The organism is Bradyrhizobium sp. USDA 4454, assembly GCF_054822705.1.
Map to the genome: position 1 here is coordinate 3,753,044 of NZ_JBTRCN010000001.1, position 17,730 is coordinate 3,770,773.

Below are 17,730 nucleotides of genomic sequence, written 5' to 3' on the forward strand. Positions count from 1 at the left end.
GATCAGCCTCCGAGATAGGTTGCGAGCAGCTCGTCGCGCTGCAACAGGACGGATGGTTCGCCCGACCAGACGAAGGCACCGTTGTCGAGCAGGTGAATGCGGTCGGCGATGTCGGCGACGCGCGCCGGGTTCTCCTCGACCAGCAGGATGGTGCGGCCGCTGGCCTTCAACCGCCCGATCACCTCGTAGATCTGCTCGATGATGATCGGGGCGAGGCCGAGCGACGGTTCGTCGATCAGCATCACCGTGCCCTTCATCATCAATCCGCGGCCGATGCCGACCATGCGCCGCTCGCCGCCGGACAGGCTGGCCGCGATCTGGGTCTGCCGCTCGGCGAGCTTCGGCAGCAGCGTGAAGACCTCATCGAGCCGCCGTGCCACCGCTGCCTGGTCGGAATCCAGATAGGCGCCCATCAGCAGGTTCTCGAGCACGCTCATGCCGGCAAACAACAGATCGCCCTGCGGCACATGGATCACGCCGCTGGCCGCGACCCGATGCGCCGGCTGGCCGGAGATAATGCGGCCGTGCAACGACACCGAGCCCTTGCGCACCGGCAGCAGGCCGGATATCGCGCGCAGCAACGTGGTCTTGCCGTGCCCGTTCGGGCCGACGACGGTGACGAGCTCGCCCGGATCGAGCGACAGCGACACGCCGGTCAGCACATTACGGCCGTCGTAGCCGGTCACGAGCCCGTTGACGACGAGGCCGGGGGAATTGGACGGTTCAGCCATGGGCACTGAGCTCCGGCTGCTTGACGAAGAAGGCCTTCAGCCGGCTGGTCGCGGCCTTGCCCAGGTAGGTCTCGACCACGGTCTGGTCATCGGCGACCGCCGAGGGCGCGCCTTCGAAGATCGCTTTGCCGTGGTGCATGATCACCACGCGCGTCGACAGCGAGAGCAGGAAGCGCATGACGTGCTCGATCAGCAGGATCGCGATGCCCGATGCCGACAGCCGCCTGACGACGTCGGCGATGCGATCGACTTCCGATGGGCTGAGGCCGCCGACCGGTTCGTCGAGCAGCAGCAGTTGCGGGGAGGTCGCAACCGCGCCCGCGATCATCAGAAGCTTGCGGTCGAGCACCGGCAGGTCGCGCGCGATGCGCTGCCGGCCGGCGATACCGACGAGATCGAGTGCTGCGGCGGCGCGTTGCCGGGCGGCCCGGCTGACCGCAAAGCCCGGGAAGCGGCGATTGCTGTCGCCGAAATGCGCGGCGACCTCGATATTCTCCTGCACCGAAAGGCTGTCGAACGCCGCGTTGAGCTGAAAGGTGCGGGCGATGCCGGCGCGGCACACTTCATGCGCCGCAAGTCCGGTGATATCGCGCCCCGCAAACAGGATGCGGCCCTCGGTGATGTCAGTGACGGCGGTGACGACGTCGAAGAACGTCGTCTTGCCGGCGCCGTTCGGTCCGCCGAGCCCGACCACTTCGCCGGGGCGAACACTCAAGGACAGACCATCCACGGCGCGGAGCGACCCGAAGGTCTTGGTCACGTCCTCGCAGACGAGCAGCGGGGCGTTCGTCTGGTCCGGGGAGGTCACCGCGTCAGCCTTTACGCCTTGATCCACGGCGGCAGCTTCATGGTGTCCGTCGCGTAGAGCGCGGGCGCGATCAGCTTGGGATCGGTGCGGTAGTCCTGGTGTTGCAGGAACTGGTGCGCCATGCCGAGCGACGGATCCTTGATCTGGGTCGGATAGCAGAAGGCAGACTGGCCCTTCGGATCGGCGTGGTAGATGCCGTTGACGCCGCGATAGATCAGCCGCTTCATCGCTTCAGAGATCTTGCGGGTCTGCTCCTTGTTGCTGGGCTCGCTGGCGCCGCCGGCGATCGCGGCCGACAGTGCGTAGTGCCACAGCCCGTCATAGGTCTGCGAGCCCGTGATGAAGGCGGCATTGGCGCCGAACTTCTCGCGATAGGTCTTGCGATAGGCCGCGGCGAATTCGTCCGGCAGGCAGCCGATCACGGTGGAATAGATCACGCCGTTGACGGCTTCCTTGCCGATCTCGCGGAACGCCGGAAGCGACGGCCCGTATTGCATGTAGACCAGGCTCTGGGTCGGCTCGGGCAGGAACTGGGTCATGAACTGCGCCAGATCCTGCGGCAGGAAGTGCGTCACCGCGATCGCGGCCGGCGGGTCCTGGCGCAGCTTGGCGAGCGTCGGGCCCCATTGGTTGGTCGGGAAGGGCACGGTTTCGTAAAGACCGAGCTCGAAGCCGAATTCCTTGACGCGGTCGCGGATCGCGTTGGCGATCACGATCGAATATTCGTTGGCCGAGGGGATGATCGCGATCTTCTTGTTCGGCGGGTTCCACTGCTTGCTGTCGATCAGCGATTTCAGGAACAGCAGGAAGCCGGGGCCGTAGTAGAACTCGGGCGGATCACCCTGGAAGCAGGAGTAGTAGCGCTGCGGATCGCTGAGAAATTTCGTGTTGTGCGAGATCAGCGTGTTGTAGTGCACGAAGATCACGTCGTTGTCGGCGGCGACGTCCATCTCGACCATGTTGGTGCCGACATTGTAGCCGTTGATGATCGCGCTGGCCGAGTGGCGATCGATCAGGCGTTGCATCGCCTGGGTGACGATATCGGCGCCCATCTCCTTAGTGTCCTCGATCGCAATCTGGATCGGACGTCCCAGGATGCCGCCGGCGGCGTTGATCTCTTCGGCGGCGAGCGTGAGGCCGTTCTTGAACTCGATGCCGTCAGCGGCGGCAAAGCCGGACATCGGCAACGCCGATCCTACCTTGACCGGGCCGCCCGCGGCGCGCGCGCCACTGTTCAAGCTCGCCAGCATTGCAATTGAACCTGCGCCGGCGGCAACGCCGCCGAGAAGTGAACGTCGGTCAAGCATGATCGTCAGTACCCTTCGTCTCCGGCGCGGACTATCCGACGCCTTCCTCTCAAAGCAGGAATGCACGGCCGCGGCTGTTGCAGCGGTTACTGCACGAACCGTGCCATGGCATCCGGCAATCAATCCCATTGTTAGCGCGCAGCCGGTAGCCGGTTGACGAGCGCGGCAGCCGCGTCAATCACCGCGGCCTGATGCGGTTGCAATTCGTTGCCGCCCCACGCGGCCATCAACGGCTCCCAGGGATCCGCGATATCGGTCTTGATGCCGGACAACTCCTCGAGCACCGCGAGCCCGCAATAGGGAGCGTACATTTCGGAGTAGCCGCCTTCGTGCGTCATCAGGATGCGGCCGTTGCACAACGTCTTGGCAGCAGTGCGCAGCATGCGCGTCATCTCGCGATACGCCGCGGACGACAGCATCATGCGGCCGAGCGGGTCGACGCCCGATGCATCGAAGCCGGATGCCACCACGATCATGTCGGGTGCGAAGCGATGCAGCGCAGGCAGCACGACGCGTTCGAACGCTGAGCGATAGGCGCCGATGCCGGAACCGGGCGGCAGCGGGACATTGATGTTGTAGCCGTCGCCTGCGCCGTCACCGTTCTCGGCAAGCGAGCCGGAGTCGGGCGGGAACAGGTTGTCCTGGTGCAGCGAGATCGTCAGCACGCTGGGATCTTGGTAGAACACCGCCTGGGTGCCGTTGCCGTGATGGACATCCCAGTCGACCACGGCGACGCGCGCGACCTGGCCGGTGGCCTGCAAATGCCGGATCGCGATGCTGGCGTTGGCGAATAGGCAGAACCCCATGCCGAGGTCGGGCCGGGCATGATGTCCCGGCGGGCGGACCAACGCATAGGCGGTCTCGACCGCGCCCGACGCGACCGCTTCGCCCGCGGCAATGGCGCCGCCTGTTGCAAGCAATGCGATCTCGTAGCTGCCGGCACCCAGCGGCGTCAGTTGGCTGGCATCGCCGCCGCCGGCGTCGCTGAGGCGCTTGATATGGGCGATATGCTCTGGCGTATGGACGCGGGCGAGCTCGGCCACCGTCGCCGGGCGCGGCTTGATCTGCACGAGATGATCGAGCAGGCCGCTGACCTCGACCAAATTGCGGAAGCGACGCTTGGTCTCCGGATTCTCCGCATGGGTTCCGGGCTGGATCGTCAGTCCCGGCGGAAACACCTGGGCCCAGTTGCCGGTGTTGTGCCACATGTAAAGTTCATGGCAGACGAACCCAGTAGCCATGCGAACGATCCCTTGTGCCTGTCGCGCTCGCCTCGTGTCGATCTATTCCACTGCGCTGATTGCCTCGTCGAACGTATCCGCGATCTTGTCGGCGTGTTCGGTGGTGAAGGTCAGGGGCGGGGAGATGATGAACGTGTCGGCGAGGTTGCGGATCAGGACGCCCTTGGCGACGCAGCGCTCCCAGATGCGCTGGCCGAAATTCTCCGCCAGATCGAACGGCCGCTTGGTCGCGGGATCGGCGACCAGCTCGATGCCGAGCATCAGTCCCTTGCCGCGTACGTCGCCCATATTCGGATGACGCTTCTGGATGTCCTTCAACCGTGCCAGCAGATAAGCGCCGACCTTGCCGGCATTGGCCGGCAGTTCCTCCTGTTCGACGATGCGCAAATTGGCGATCGCGGCGGCGCAGGCGAGGGGATGGCCGGCATAGGTGTTGCCGTGCATGAAGGCGCGCGGCGTGAATTGCGACTTGTCGTCGGACTGGAAGGCGGCTGCGACCTTCGCGTTGATCAAGGTGGCACCGAGCGGGATGTAACCGCTGTTGATCCCCTTGGCGAACACCATGATGTCGGGTTTGACGCCCCAGGCCCGGCTGCCGAACATGCTCCCCGAGCGGCCGAATCCGGTGACGACTTCGTCGGCAATCAGGAGCACGCCGTGGCGGTCGCAGACCTCGCGCAGCAGCGGCCAGAAATTCGCAGGCGGCACGATCACGCCGCCGGCGCCCTGCACCGGTTCGGCCATGAAGGCGGCGACGCTGTCCGGCCCCTGATAGACGATCTCGCGCTCGAGCAATTCGGCGCAGAGCCGGCCGAGCGCCTCCGGGTCCGACGTGAACGGGTTGCGATAGACGTGCGGCGTCTCAACCTGGAAGAAGCCCGGCAGCAGCGGCGTGAACTGCTCCTTGTAGACGTTGACGCCGCCGGCCGACAGCGCGCCCAATGTCACGCCGTGATAGGCGCCGCGCAGCGAAATGATCTTGGTGCGCAGCGGCTGGCCGGCGAGCCGCCAATATTGCTTGGCGAGCTTGATCGCGGCCTCGTTGGCTTCCGAGCCGCCGGACGAGAAGAACGCGCGCACCATGCCTTCCGGCGCAGCCAGCCGGCAGAGCTCGTCGGCGAGCGCGACCGACGGACTGTTGGTGGTGTTGCCGAAGGTCGAATAGAAGCTGAGACGATCGAGCTGCTCGATGATCGCCTGTTTGATCTCAGGGCGGCCATGCCCGACATTGACGTTCCAGAGCCCGGCCTGTCCGTCGAGATAGCGGCCGCCATGGCCGTCCGAGACATAGACACCTTCGCCGCCCTCGATGCAGATTGGCGGGTTCTCGGCGAGGAAGTTGGCATTGGCGAAGGGGTAGACGACGTGACGGGTCAGCGTGTCGTTGTTGCGAGTAGCTGCTGCGGTCATGTTCCCGTTCCTCTCGACGATTGTTGTCCCCGGTTAATCCGGTGCTCATTGCCGCAAGGATAAACACAGGAGTCAAAATTGGTCAAATGACCAATTTTGTGCAATATGCAAATTTGTGCGGCACGGGATAAGCAATCGTTGAGCGCATTGGAGAAACGGATGGCAATTGCAGGACGTGAGGCGGTCGGTGCCAAGGGCGAACGGACGCGGCGCCAGATCATCGAGGGCGCCTTGCAGGCGCTCGGCACCGGCGGTGTCGCGGCGACGACGACGCGCGACATCGCGGCCGGCGCCGGCGTCCGCCTCGCCACGCTGCACTATCATTTCGAGAGCAAGAGCGCGCTGCTGCTCGCGGTGCTCGAACATCTGATCGACGAGACGACCGCGGCGCTGCGCGAGGAAACCGGCGACACAGCCGATATCGCGAGCTGCATCCGCGAATCCCTGCGCGCCGGCTGGCGCTATCTGACGCGAACGCTCGAGCTGCAGATCGTGCAGTACGAACTCACGCTCTATGCGCTGCGCCGTGACGACGCGGCCGGACTCGCGGCCTATCAGTACGACGCCTACATCAAGGTCTATCAGGACATCCTGCAGGGCGTGGCGGTGCGAACCGGCGAGCTCGATGCGGCGGGATGCGCCGACGTCGCCCGCTTCATGCTGGCCGGTATCGACGGCGTGCTGTTGCAGGAGCTGGCGAAGCCCAACAAGGGGCGGTCGTCACGCGCGATCGAGACGCTGATCGCGGCGGCCCAGGGATTTGCGAGCAGGGTGTCGAATGATCGCAAGCCGCGAAGGTAGGTGCGCAGAACCGTAGGATGGGTGGAGCGAAGCGAAACCCATCATCGTGCCGCGCGGATACAATTGATGGGTTTCGCTTCGCTCTACCCATCCTACGCACCGTTCAAAACAAAAGGCGCTTCCAATGGAAGCGCCTTTCGCCTTTCTCGGTGCCGTAACGCTTACAGCGAGTAGTACATCTCGAACTCGACCGGGTGCGGGGTCATTTCGAAACGGGCGACCTCGGTCATCTTCAGCTCGATATAGGCGTCGATGAAGTCGTCGTCGAAAACGCCGCCGTTCTTGAGGAAGGCGCGATCCTTGTCGAGGCTCTCGAGCGCTTCGCGCAAGCTGCCGCAGACGGTCGGGATCTGCTTCAGCTCTTCCTTCGGAAGATCGTAGAGGTCCTTGTCCATCGCCGGACCCGGATCGATCTTGTTCTTGATGCCGTCGAGGCCGGCCATCAGCATCGCGGCGAAGCCGAGATAGGGGTTGGCCATCGGGTCGGGGAAACGGACCTCGACGCGCTTGGCCTTCGGGTTCGCCGTGTAGGGAATCCGGCAGGATGCCGAGCGGTTGCGCGCGGAGTAGGCGAGCAGCACCGGCGCCTCATAGCCCGGGACCAGACGCTTGTAGGAATTGGTCGACGGGTTGGTGAAGGCGTTGATCGCCTTGGCGTGCTTGATGATGCCGCCGATGTAGTGCAGGCAGGTCTCCGACAGATCGGCGTATTTGTTGCCGGCGAAGGTCGGCTTGCCCTCCTTCCAGATCGACTGGTGGACGTGCATGCCCGAGCCGTTGTCGCCATAGACCGGCTTCGGCATGAAGGTGGCGGTCTTGCCGTAGATGTGCGCGACCTGGTGGATGCAGTACTTGTAGATCTGCATCTGGTCGGCCATCAGCGTCAGCGTGTCGAACTTCATGCCGAGCTCGTGCTGGGCGGAGGCGACCTCGTGGTGGTGCTTTTCGACCTTGACGCCCATCTTGGCCATCGCGCCGAGCATCTCGGAGCGCATGTCCTGCACCGAGTCCTGCGGCGGCACCGGGAAGTAGCCGGCCTTGGTGCGGATGCGGTGGCCGAGGTTGCCGCCTTCATACTCGGTCGAGGAGTTGATCGGCAGCTCGGAGGAGTCGAGGCGGAAGCCGGTGTTGTAGGGGTCGGCCGAGTAGCGCACGTCGTCGAACACGAAGAACTCGGCCTCGGGGCCGACGAACACGGTGTCGCCCACGCCCATCGACTTCACCATCGCCTCGGCCTTCTTGGCGATGCCGCGGGGATCGCGGTTGTAGGGTTCGCCGGTGGTCGGCTCGAGCACGTCGCAGGTGATGACCATGGTGGTCTCGGCGAAGAACGGATCGATCGTCGCGGTCACCGGATCGGGCATCAGGCACATGTCGGATTCATTGATCGCCTTCCAGCCGGCGATCGACGAGCCGTCGAACATCTGGCCTTCGGCAAAGGTGTCCTCTTCGATCATGCCGACGTCGAAGGTCACGTGCTGCCATTTGCCGCGCGGATCGGTGAAGCGCAGGTCGACGTATTTGACGTCGTTGTCCTTGATCATCTTCAGGACGTCTTTGGCGGTCTTCATGAATACCCCTTATGGATGTGCGGGTCGGTTTCCAGCGGTGAGCGACGTTATTCCCGCTTTTGGCGGGTTCGTGTGACTGCTCAAACGAAATCAGGCCGCCGAAGCAGCCTTTTTTCTCTTTTGCCGTCAGAAATTCCGGATAGCACCGCCCTTAAATAGCGTCCAGCCCGGATTCGCCGGTCCGGATGCGGATGGCTTCCTCGATGTTGGAGACGAAGATCTTGCCGTCGCCGATCCGCCCGGTCTGGGCCGCGCGGCGGATCGCGTCGATCGCTTTCTCGACCAGCTCGTCGCCGATCACGATCTCGATCTTCACCTTGGGCAGGAAGTCGACGATGTATTCCGCACCGCGATAGAGCTCGGCGTGGCCCTTCTGGCGGCCAAATCCCTTGGCCTCGGTCACGGTGATGCCTTGCAGTCCGACTTCCTGGAGCGCCTCTTTCACCTCGTCGAGCTTGAAGGGCTTGATGATGGCTTCAATCTTCTTCACTGAGCGCCTCCCGGGCATTGCAGATTGCAGGGTCGAGTTCGATGCGCGTGGGGCGCAGTCAGGTTGGTTTTAAGCTTTCCGGCTTGTGGGCGGAAATACGCGCAATGGTCGCATGAAGCGGCCTTGCGCGCGGCTTCCTCAAAAGCAGGGTCTATGCCAAGTTGTTAAGGTCGCCGATTTCGGAACGTTATCAGCCTTTTAAGGGCAATCGGTTGATATCGAACCCGATGGGCCATGATATCCGAGCCTAACAAATAGGCAAATAGATCAATGCGTATGCATTCGGTTGTGAGAAGCCCTGTGAACGCCACAGGAATTGCCTCTCGAAAAGGCGAAGCGATTGAGGATTCGGCATGGACGTTCTGACCACCACCGAGATGGAGCGCGCCGACCGGCTGACCATCGCAGCCGGCACCCCGGGCTTTGCGTTGATGATGAGTGCCGGCCAGGCCGTCGCTGAAGCCGCGATGGACCTGGTCGAGGAGGGGCCGATCGTCGTGGTCGCCGGCCGCGGCAACAATGGCGGCGACGGCTTTGTCGCCGCCGCCGAGCTTGCCGCGCGCGGCCGCGAGGTCTCGGTGATCCTGCTCTGCGAGCGCGACAGCCTGCAGGGCGACGCGGCACTGGCGGCCAAGGGCTGGAAATATCCGGTGCTGCCGTTCAACCCGCAGGCACTCGGCAAGCCGGCGCTGATCATCGACGCGTTGTTCGGCGCGGGCCTCAATCGGCCCGTGAAGGGCGATCCGCTGGAGATGATCGCGGCGATCAACGCCAACGGTGCGCCGGTGCTGGCGGTCGACCTGCCGAGCGGCATCAACGGCACCACGGGTGCCGTGATGGGCGCGGCCGTGCAGGCGACCGAAACCGTCACGTTCTTCCGCAAGAAGCCCGCGCATCTGCTGCTGCCGGGCCGGATGCATTGCGGCCGGGTCCGCGTCGCCGACATCGGGATCGATGCGCAGGTGCTCGACGAGATCAAGCCGCTGACCGCGGAGAACGTGCCGCAGGCCTGGCGCTGGTCGTTTCCGGTGCCGCGGATCGACGGCCACAAATATGCGAGGGGGCATGCCGTCGTGGTGTCGGGCGATGTCGCCTCGACCGGCGCGGCGCGGCTTGCGGCGCGCGCGGCGCTGCGTGCCGGCGCCGGCCTGGTGACGCTGGCCTCGCCGCGCGATGCGCTCGCCGTCAACGCGGCGGCGCTGACCGCGGTGATGGTGCGCGCGGTCGACAACCCGATCCAGTTCGCCGAACTGTTCGGCGACAAGCGCCTCAATGCCTGCGTGATCGGCCCCGGTGCCGGCGTCAGCGCGCGGACCCGCGACTTCGTGCACACCGCGCTGTCGGCGCAGCGCCACCTGGTGCTCGACGCCGATGCGCTGACGAGTTTTGCCGGCTCGCCGGACCGGCTGTTCGAGGCGATCAAGTCAAGCGACGGCCAGCAGGTGGTGCTGACCCCGCATGAGGGCGAGTTTCCGCGGCTGTTCAGCGACATCTCCAACAAGCATCCCGGCCGCTCCAAGCTCGAGCGCGTCCGCGCCGCGGCCGAGCGCTCCGGCGCGGTGGTGCTGCTGAAGGGCGCCGATACGGTGATAGCCTCGCCCGACGGCCGCGCCACCATCGCTGCCAATGCGCCGCCTTGGCTTGCCACCGCCGGCGCCGGCGATGTGCTCGCCGGCATCATCGCAGGCTTCCTGGCGCAGGGTGTCGCGGCCTTCGAGGCCGCCAGCATCGGCGTCTGGTTGCACGGCGAGGCGGCCGGAGAGGCAGGGCCCGGCCTGATCGCCGAGGATCTCACCGAGGTGTTGCCGGCCGTATTCCGCCGTGTCTACGACGAGTTCGGGATTGAGTATTAGGCGGCTCGCCCTTGCCGACATGGACGCTGCCGCGCGCGTGCATCGTCGGCGCTCGACGATGCGCTGCCAGCCGCGCAGGGCTATGGCGACGGCGTCGAATTGCGCACGAAGTAAAGCGGCGTCCTCAGCGTCAGCTGGTAGGACGGCTTGGGCACCCACAATATCTCGGCCGTGACCCCGAACAACCGATTGTCGTTGTCGTCCATCCGATCGAGATCGAGCCGCAAAATCGGCTCGGTGAAGGACTGAACCGGCGGGAGATTGAGGATCTGCGCGCCGCCGAAATGCTGAATCCCGACGCGGCCGGTGAATTTCCAGTTGTTGGGCCACTGATAATAGCCGCCGACATAGCCGATGATGCTCGGATCAATGCGGGCGAGCGCGGTCGCGACCTCGACCCGGGTATCCTGGATGCCGGCCAGCAGCCCGCGTGTTTCGTCCTTGTCGAAGGCGTAGCCGAATTCGAAGATATTGTTGAATGTCGTTGTTCCGGTCGGCCCGTTGGGGATCGACTGCGTGATCGTGGATTGCCAGGTGAGGGTCGGAATCGAGCCGCCATTCTGGCTGTAGAGCTCTGCCTGGAAACCGATGTTCCAGCTGGTGACGTCGAAGGACGACCAGCCCTGCGTCTGAGCGTAGGTCGACGTGCCGGAAACACCGGCGTAGAGCGAGACCTTGTCGGTGACATCCACCGTCATCGGAAGATCGACGGCGAGGGATTGCCGGGACGACAGGAAAGTGCCGTTCGTCAGCGCCAGCGATTGCAGCGCGGTCAGCAGCGCCGAGCTGCCGAAGCCGATCGGTAAGGCGCCGGCCGGCACCGTTGCGTAGCTGGTTCGCAAATCGAGATAGATGTTCGGCGAAGCGTTTGCCGTATTCGTGGCGTCGCTATCGCTGTCCTTGCCGAATGCAGGTCCGGCGAGGCACGATCCGATGAGGCAGGCCAAGGCGAACCCCGGCCGCGAAAGAGACCGAACGGCGTTCGCCACGTCGAGGGCCCGCACTGCGATCAGGTGCGGACCTTCGGCAGATGGCTCTGGCCCGTTCATTCCGCTGCAGAGATCAGGGTTTGGTTCACCCGAGTCTCGCCCTTGAGATTGTCGACGGTGACGTGCGTATCGTACCAGGTCAGCCGCGGCCGGACTCCGAACCGGTCGGCGAGCTCGGCTATCTTGGCCTCGGTAAACCACGCCTCGGCCGCCTCTCGAGTCTCCCACAGATAGACGCCGCCGGTGCCGGCCTCGCCGTTGAGGTAGTCTTTGCGGATCAACCCTTTTGCCGCGAGCATTCGATAGACAGGCGCGGTGCCCATGCCGCTCCTGATGGCCTGTTCCTCAGTTCGCTTCGGAAGGTCGAATTGAACGATGACGATACACTGTGCCATCCCTGTTCTCCGATCTGAGTCCGCCCGGTGTCGGGTTGCCCCCGATCATACAGCAACGGACGGGTAGGCGAGAAGGTCGGCCGGGCGTCCATGTGATTTTCGCCAGACTTTCGGTGGACGCGCGGGGAGATGCGGGCTAAAGCCCAATGCTTCCCTCGGCACCGTGAATCTCGCTCGTGAGTGGCAGGCAGAACAATTTCCTTGCTCAGGCGCTGCAACAAGGCGCATTGGCGTTGCGGGCGCAGCAGTTTGCTCAGGCCGAGCAGATCGCGACCAATATCCTGAAATCGAACCGCACGGACCGACACGCCGCGCTGCTGCTGGCGCATGCGCTGATGGGACAGAAGCGGGGCGACGAGGCGATCGCGCCGCTCGAGCGGGTTGCGCGACGCGGCGAGGACGGCGAGGTTGAAACCTTTCTTGGCGCGTTGCTGTGTGGCGCGGGTCGCGTGCCGGAGGGGATGGCGCAGCTTCGCCGTACAGCAGCGCGCCGGCCGCCGTACCTGCCTTCCTTTCGGGAACTCGCCGGGCAGCTCGCCAAGACCGGCGAGCACGATGCGGCGATCAGCACGATCGAGGCCGCCCTTGCGCTGGCCCCTGACAGCGTCGACCTGAAGTACGATTTGGGACGCCTGTTGCGTGATGCCAGCCAGATCGAGCGGGCGGTGAGCATCCTGACTGCCGCGCATCGTGCTGCACCGGAACGTCCGGACGTGCTCAGCGACCTCGGACGAGTCCTGATCCTTCACGGTGACTACGCCGCGGCCGCGGATGCATTGCGCCGCGCGCTTGCGCTGTATCCGGACGACCGCTTGACCCGTGCCCATCTCGCGACATCCCTGTTCGAACAGGGGTGAGCGCGGCGCAGCCGAGTCGGCCCTGCGCGCCGTCGTCCGGGGGCAGCCCCAACTCTTGGGACGCGCGGCATCCGTCATGGCCGCGGGGTCGCACGGCCGCTTCTTCTTCTCCCAGCGCGCGGCTGCGAAATTCCTCGGTGATGACGCAGGCTGAGCGCGGCGGACGATATCTCGTCGTACTCTAGAGCATGATCCGGAAAAGTGGATACCGGTTTTCCGAAAAGATCATGCTCTAACAAAGAGATGAGATCATGATGCGATTCCGTGGAAACGCATCATGATCTAGGCCCTGAACTTTCTGCGGTAGAGGTTGCGCTCTCGCTTGAGCTCGCCGCGGAATTCGCCGACGCGCTTGGCTTCTTCCGTGGTGAACGGCGACGCCTGTGCGGTCCAGCTGTCGCGCTTCACCGGAATGCATTGCGCGATCGGAGTTCCCTTGGGCAGGACGCCGTTGAAATTCCTGTCGTGCCAGTATGCCGGAAAGTGCACCCAATTGTCGGTATAGAGATCGGAATTGACCAGGCCCGTGAGCGTGGTGAACGGCAGGTCGAACCGGTTGACGGGATGCGTGAAGTAGACCGCGTAGCCTTCCGGGGCTTCGACGGTCCACAAATTGTGGAATTTGAGAAAGAAGCGGTCTTCTTCGAACAGGGGTGTACCGGTGACCTGACCGGGATCGTGAAATCCGATCGGCGAGCGCGGGAATTCGGGATTGCCTCCCGGCGGCAGGTCGTGGTCCCAGGTGATCTCGCCGTCCTCGATCTTGAGATCGCAGACCAGCGGCAGCAGGAATCCGCAGGTCATCGCGTCCACGAACGGCGGGCAGCGCTTGATGGTGTCGTCGTCGTGCAGGTTGATGGAGGAGAACGCCGTCGCCGGCATCGCCTTGAGCCAGTCGGGAACGCCCTGCGCCGCCGGGATGGGCCGCGGGATCAGTCCCTCGAGCTCCGCCGGACAGCGGAATTTGAGCGTCAGCTTGTTGGTGGTGGACATGGGCGCTCCGATGTCCCGTTGGCCTATATCAATGCGTCGCAAAGGTGAAGTGCACGCAGCGCGCCACCCATTGCTTGCTAGCTGGCGAGATATTTCGCGATCGCCGCTTTGTTCCACTCGATGCCGAGCCCCGGACCGCGCGCGGTCACGGCGCCGTCGATGATCTCGGCGGGCCTTGTGAGGATTGCGCCGGCGAAGTCGAGGAATTCGAGCCAGTGCGCGGTCGGCGTCACCGCCAGCAGATGCGCGCTGACCTCGCCGAACAGATGGCTCGACATCGGGATCGAGGCGGCGTCGGCCTGTCCCGCGACCTGCATCCAGCCGGTGACGCCGCCGACCTTCATCACGTCGGGCATGATGAAGTCGGATGCGCCGGCGGCGATCGCCTCGGCGAAGCCACGCGGAAACCACCAGTTCTCGCCGGCCTGGATCGGCGTCGGCGAGGTCTCGCGGACCTTGGCGTGGCCGGACAGGCTTTCCTGTGGCACGGGCTCCTCGATCCAGTGCAGATTGTAGGGGGCGAGCCGGGCGATGCGGCGGGTCGCTTCGGCCGGATCGAGCGACTGATTGAAGTCGATCATCAGCGCGACGTCGGGGCCGAGCAGGGCGCGCACGCCCTTGACGACGCGCTCGTCATTGGCGGCATCGCCGTCGCCGCCCTTGATCTTGATGCCGCGAAAACCCTGGTCGAGCGAGCGGCGCAGCGCGCGCTCGTCAGCCACCGGATCGACCACGCCGTAGCTGTCATAGGCTCGGATCGGCTTTGCCGAGCCGCCGAGCAGCTCGACCAGCGGCCGACCGGCGATCTGGCCGAGCACGTCCCAATAGGCCATGTCGAGGCCGGACACCGCCATGCCGACCAGCCCCTGCCAGCCGAGCAGCCTGAATTTGGCGTCCATCGTCTTCATCAGATCGAACGGCGCAACCGGCCTGCCGACCAGCTCACGGCCGATCTCCTCGATCAGATAGCAAAGCGGGTTAAGTGTGAGCTTGCTGTAGGCGAAGATGTAGGTTCGGCCGGTAACGCCTTGATCGGTCTCGACATCAATCAGGACCAGCGGGCCGGAATCGATCACCCCGAAGGCGTTCTTCACCGGACGCTTGAGCGGCACCACGACGCTTCGCGCCTTCACTCCGCGGATCGCTGCAACTGTCTGGCCCATGAACGTTTCCTCTTGCTGTTATTGGACACTGTACCATCGGACGAGCCGCGGAGCGGCCCAATCGGCTGCGACCTGCTCGATCAGATAGCGGCCGGGGTATTCGGCGAGGAAGGCGATGCGCTGGGTCTGGCCGGGCTCAACCGCGAGCGTGTCGAGCCAGAACGGCTTCCAGCCGTCGTCGAGCCGATCGAGCAGACGGAAGTGGTGGCCGTGCAGGCGAAAGACGCTGGCGATCGCGCCGCGGTTGGTCAGCGCCAGCACCACCGGCCGGCCGGTCCTGGCCTGAAACGCCGGCGCGGCCGACGGCCTGAACTCCGCCGGGCGGAACCAATCGGTGGGCGTGCCGAGCGTGAGATCGAATCGCGCGGCGCTCTTGAGATCGAGCGCGGCCGGCATGTCGTTGCCGGGCAGCGGCGGGGCAGGCGGGAACGGCGCCGGCCGGACCGGTGGTTCGGTCGAGACAATGAGCTTGCCGACCGGGTGGGCCTGCTTGCCGTCGTGCAGCAGGATGGGGAAGCTGGTTCCGGCAGGCCCGGCCGCGTCGACAAATACGTCCGTGCGGCTGCCGGGAGCTAGTACAAGCGCACCGTTGCGGGCCGAAAACGGTTCGGCCGGCCGACCGTCGATCGCCATCACCCGGACGTCCAGGTTCTCCAGCTTCACCGCCAGCACGCTGCGTTGGCTGCCGTTGATGAAGCGGAGTCTGAGCCGGGTATTGGCCGGTGCCGAGACATCGTATGAGGTTTTGCCGTTAATTGTATGAATCGACGTTGAATCTTTGGGATCGCCGCCGGGCGGGATCGCGGTTCCGTCCGGCCGCAGGCGCCATTCCTCGATCAACAAAACCTCGTCGCGATCGACCGCGACCGGGGAAGCTCCGGCGACGATCAGCGGGCGCGGCCGCGTCGGCGCCGCGCCGCCGTCGCCGAACAGTGGTTCGCACAGGAAGGTGCCGGCATGGCGAAGCGGCAGCTGAAAAGTATCCTTTGCCCCGGTGGCGACGGGCGCCCGGGAGGCCAGCGGCTCTGCCGCCGGGACGCCATCGACCCCGCGGCAATCGAGCGCGGCCATGACCGGCAGCTCGTTGCCAAAGGTTACATCCAGAACCTCGCCGCGCTTGAAGCGGAGCTCGCCGCTGCCGAGCGACCAGACCGGGGTTTCCGGACCGTCCGGACGCAGCGCGATGCGGTCGGTTTTGGCCTGCAGCGCGACCGCGGTGCGGCCCTGTGCCGAGCCGGTAGCAGGCCATGCCGGGCAAAGTGCCGTGGCGCCGAGGACGGCGACCAGGTGACGCCGGGTGAGCGAAAATTCGGGACGTGTTGCGGGACTTGCCATCCGGCCGATGCGGACCATTTTAGAACGTACCTGTCCAGTCGCGATCGGTCGCAGGGCGGGCTCTCCAATGGCCATTTTTTTGCTGCGAACCGGTGGGCGCATGTTATAAGCCCGGCCGCCCGCGGCATCGCGGCCGGACTGGATGCTTTTCGCGCGGGCGTGGCGGAACTGGTAGACGCGCTGGATTTAGGTTCCAGTGACGAAAGTTGTGGGGGTTCGAGTCCCTCCGCCCGCACCAAGCGCTTACAGCGTTTGCATGACGAATTCTTGGAGAACCTTGGGCCCCGATGGGGACGAGGGTTCGCCGAACCCACAGGCGTCAGGCCGCAAGGCTTAAGCGTCGCACAGATTGAACACTGCCGCGGCGCTTCAAGCCGCGGCAAAAGCGGAAGAAGATTGATACCATGCAGGTCACCGAGACCCTCAACGAGGGACTGAAGCACGAATTCAAGATCAGCGTTCCGGCATCCGATCTCGATGCCAAGGCGGGCGCCAAGCTGGTCGACCTCAAGGACAAGGTCCGTCTCAACGGCTTCCGTCCCGGCAAGGTGCCGGTGGCGCATCTGAAGAAGATCTACGGCCGCTCGGTGATGGCCGAGACCATCGACCAGACCATCAGCGACACCAACCGGCAGATCTTCGAAGATCGCGGCTTCCGCCTCGCCGGCGAGCCGAAGATCACCATGCCGACCGAGAAGGCCGAGGTCGAGGAATTGCTGTCGGGCAAGACCGACCTGACCTACACGGTCGCGATCGAAGTCGTGCCGCCGATCCAGCTCGCCGATTTCAAGTCGTTCTCCGTCGAGAAGCCGGTGGTCGAGGTCTCCGACGCCGACGTCGACGATGCGATCAAGCGGATCGCCGAAGGCAGCCGCCCGTACAACGCCAAGGCCGAGGGCGCCAAGGCGGAGAAGGGCGATCGCGTCACCATCAGCTTCAAGGGCACCATCAACGGTGAAGCCTTCGAGGGCGGCACCGGCGAGGGCATCCAGGTCGTGCTCGGCGCCGGCCAGTTCATTCCGGGCTTCGAGGAGCAGCTGATCGGCATCGGCTCGGGCGAGACCCGCACGCTGAAGGTGCCGTTCCCGAAGAACTACCTCAACGAAAAGCTCGCCGGCCAGCCGGCCGAGTTCGAGACCACCGCGACCCTGATCGAGGCGCCCGGGGAGGTCACGGTCGACGAGGAGTTCGCCAAGACGCTCGGCCTCGAATCGCTCGACAAGCTGAAGGAGCTGATGCGAGAGCGCCTGACGGCCGAGTTCGCCGGCGCGGCGCGCCAGAAGGTCAAGCGCGCGCTGCTCGACCGCCTCGACGAGAGCCACAAATTCGAGGCGCCGCCGTCGCTGGTCGCCGAAGAGTTCAATCTGATGTGGAACTCGATCAAGGCCGAGATGGACTCGTCCGGCAAGACCTTCGCCGACGAGAACACCACCGAGGAAGCGGCCAAGGAAGAGTACCAGAAGATCGCCGACCGCCGCGTCCGCCTCGGCCTGGTGCTGTCGGAGATCGGTGAGAAGAACAAGATCACCGTGACCGACGACGAGGTGTCGCGCGCCGTGATCGAGCGCGCGCGCCAGACGCCCGGCCGCGAGAAGGAAGTCTGGGACTACTACCGCAGCAACGCCCAGGCGCTGGCGCAGCTCCGCGCCCCGATCTACGAGGACAAGGTCGTCGACTTCGTGCTCGAGCTCGCCAATGTGACCGAGAAGAAGGTCAGCAAGGAGGAGCTGTTCAAGGATGAAGACGCCGAGAAAACTGCCGCCTAATTCCGGCACCTCGCGTTAAT

16 protein-coding genes and 1 tRNA gene are annotated in these 17,730 nt (G+C 64.8%); 5 read left to right on the forward strand and 12 right to left on the reverse strand.

Annotation, left to right across the window (positions count from 1 at the left end; translation table 11 throughout):
• Nucleotides 1-2 precede the first annotated feature (2 nt).
• The 5 genes from ACVIW0_RS17545 to ACVIW0_RS17565 all read right to left on the reverse strand — a co-directional run bounded on the left by ACVIW0_RS17545 (nucleotide 3) and on the right by ACVIW0_RS17565 (nucleotide 5,497).
• A complete protein-coding gene (locus ACVIW0_RS17545) occupies nucleotides 3-731 on the reverse strand; it encodes an ABC transporter ATP-binding protein (protein WP_461353443.1) in 729 nt (242 codons plus the stop codon).
• On the reverse strand, nucleotides 724-1,566 hold the full coding sequence (locus ACVIW0_RS17550) for an ABC transporter ATP-binding protein (protein WP_461353444.1): 843 nt from the start codon (nucleotides 1,564-1,566) through the stop codon (nucleotides 724-726). The genes ACVIW0_RS17545 and ACVIW0_RS17550 overlap by 8 nt, the downstream gene beginning before the upstream one ends.
• The gene (locus tag ACVIW0_RS17555) at nucleotides 1,551-2,789 is read right to left on the reverse strand and encodes an ABC transporter substrate-binding protein (protein ID WP_461353445.1); all 1,239 of its coding nucleotides are present in this window, start codon (nucleotides 2,787-2,789) and stop codon (nucleotides 1,551-1,553) included. Before ACVIW0_RS17555 ends, ACVIW0_RS17550 begins: the two co-directional genes overlap by 16 nt.
• 188 nt (nucleotides 2,790-2,977) lie before the next feature.
• Nucleotides 2,978-4,087, reverse strand: coding sequence for a class II histone deacetylase (locus tag ACVIW0_RS17560; RefSeq protein ID WP_461353446.1), 1,110 nt, complete (start codon nucleotides 4,085-4,087; stop codon nucleotides 2,978-2,980).
• Between the two features lie 42 nt (nucleotides 4,088-4,129).
• On the reverse strand, nucleotides 4,130-5,497 hold the full coding sequence (locus tag ACVIW0_RS17565; protein WP_461353447.1) for an aminotransferase class III-fold pyridoxal phosphate-dependent enzyme: 1,368 nt from the start codon (nucleotides 5,495-5,497) through the stop codon (nucleotides 4,130-4,132).
• A gap of 159 nt (nucleotides 5,498-5,656) precedes the next feature.
• On the opposite strand from ACVIW0_RS17565, the gene ACVIW0_RS17570 reads away from it, so the two are divergent.
• Nucleotides 5,657-6,298, forward strand: coding sequence for a TetR/AcrR family transcriptional regulator (locus ACVIW0_RS17570; RefSeq protein ID WP_461353448.1), 642 nt, complete (start codon nucleotides 5,657-5,659; stop codon nucleotides 6,296-6,298).
• Nucleotides 6,299-6,459: 161 nt separating this feature from the next.
• On the opposite strand, the gene glnA is transcribed toward ACVIW0_RS17570, so the two are convergent.
• Together glnA and ACVIW0_RS17580 are read right to left on the reverse strand one after the other, a co-directional pair.
• Complete coding sequence (gene glnA, locus ACVIW0_RS17575) at nucleotides 6,460-7,869, reverse strand: type I glutamate--ammonia ligase (protein ID WP_461353449.1); 1,410 nt, start codon at nucleotides 7,867-7,869, stop codon at nucleotides 6,460-6,462.
• A 151-nt stretch (nucleotides 7,870-8,020) separates the two neighbouring features.
• Nucleotides 8,021-8,359: a P-II family nitrogen regulator gene (locus tag ACVIW0_RS17580; RefSeq protein ID WP_044542445.1), complete on the reverse strand. Its 339-nt coding sequence runs from the start codon at nucleotides 8,357-8,359 to the stop codon at nucleotides 8,021-8,023.
• 353 nt (nucleotides 8,360-8,712) lie between these two features.
• Between ACVIW0_RS17580 and ACVIW0_RS17585 the strand changes: the two genes are divergently transcribed.
• A complete protein-coding gene (locus ACVIW0_RS17585) occupies nucleotides 8,713-10,212 on the forward strand; it encodes an NAD(P)H-hydrate dehydratase (RefSeq protein WP_461353450.1) in 1,500 nt (499 codons plus the stop codon).
• Nucleotides 10,213-10,292: 80 nt separating this feature from the next.
• On the opposite strand, the gene ACVIW0_RS17590 is transcribed toward ACVIW0_RS17585, so the two are convergent.
• Together ACVIW0_RS17590 and ACVIW0_RS17595 are read right to left on the reverse strand one after the other, a co-directional pair.
• Entirely contained in the window at nucleotides 10,293-11,159 is an 867-nt protein-coding gene (locus tag ACVIW0_RS17590) for a hypothetical protein (protein WP_461353451.1), read from the reverse strand.
• Nucleotides 11,160-11,257: 98 nt separating this feature from the next.
• Complete coding sequence (locus ACVIW0_RS17595) at nucleotides 11,258-11,596, reverse strand: monooxygenase (protein ID WP_461353452.1); 339 nt, start codon at nucleotides 11,594-11,596, stop codon at nucleotides 11,258-11,260.
• Nucleotides 11,597-11,772: 176 nt separating this feature from the next.
• Here ACVIW0_RS17595 and ACVIW0_RS17600 point away from each other — a divergent pair, with 176 nt between their 5' ends.
• Nucleotides 11,773-12,453: a tetratricopeptide repeat protein gene (locus ACVIW0_RS17600; protein ID WP_461353453.1), complete on the forward strand. Its 681-nt coding sequence runs from the start codon at nucleotides 11,773-11,775 to the stop codon at nucleotides 12,451-12,453.
• A gap of 282 nt (nucleotides 12,454-12,735) precedes the next feature.
• Here ACVIW0_RS17600 and ACVIW0_RS17605 read toward each other — a convergent pair whose 3' ends face one another.
• The 3 genes from ACVIW0_RS17605 to ACVIW0_RS17615 form a co-directional block, all read right to left on the reverse strand.
• Nucleotides 12,736-13,446: a hypothetical protein gene (locus ACVIW0_RS17605; protein WP_461353454.1), complete on the reverse strand. Its 711-nt coding sequence runs from the start codon at nucleotides 13,444-13,446 to the stop codon at nucleotides 12,736-12,738.
• A gap of 77 nt (nucleotides 13,447-13,523) precedes the next feature.
• The gene (locus ACVIW0_RS17610; RefSeq protein WP_461353455.1) at nucleotides 13,524-14,609 is read right to left on the reverse strand and encodes an enolase C-terminal domain-like protein; all 1,086 of its coding nucleotides are present in this window, start codon (nucleotides 14,607-14,609) and stop codon (nucleotides 13,524-13,526) included.
• Between the two features lie 18 nt (nucleotides 14,610-14,627).
• A complete protein-coding gene (locus ACVIW0_RS17615; protein WP_461357357.1) occupies nucleotides 14,628-15,962 on the reverse strand; it encodes a multicopper oxidase family protein in 1,335 nt (444 codons plus the stop codon).
• A gap of 135 nt (nucleotides 15,963-16,097) precedes the next feature.
• Here ACVIW0_RS17615 and ACVIW0_RS17620 point away from each other — a divergent pair.
• Both ACVIW0_RS17620 and tig read left to right on the forward strand, forming a co-directional pair.
• Nucleotides 16,098-16,182, forward strand: a tRNA-Leu gene (locus ACVIW0_RS17620).
• A 166-nt stretch (nucleotides 16,183-16,348) separates the two neighbouring features.
• The gene (gene tig / locus ACVIW0_RS17625) at nucleotides 16,349-17,710 is read left to right on the forward strand and encodes a trigger factor (RefSeq protein WP_461353456.1); all 1,362 of its coding nucleotides are present in this window, start codon (nucleotides 16,349-16,351) and stop codon (nucleotides 17,708-17,710) included.
• Nucleotides 17,711-17,730 lie beyond the last annotated feature (20 nt).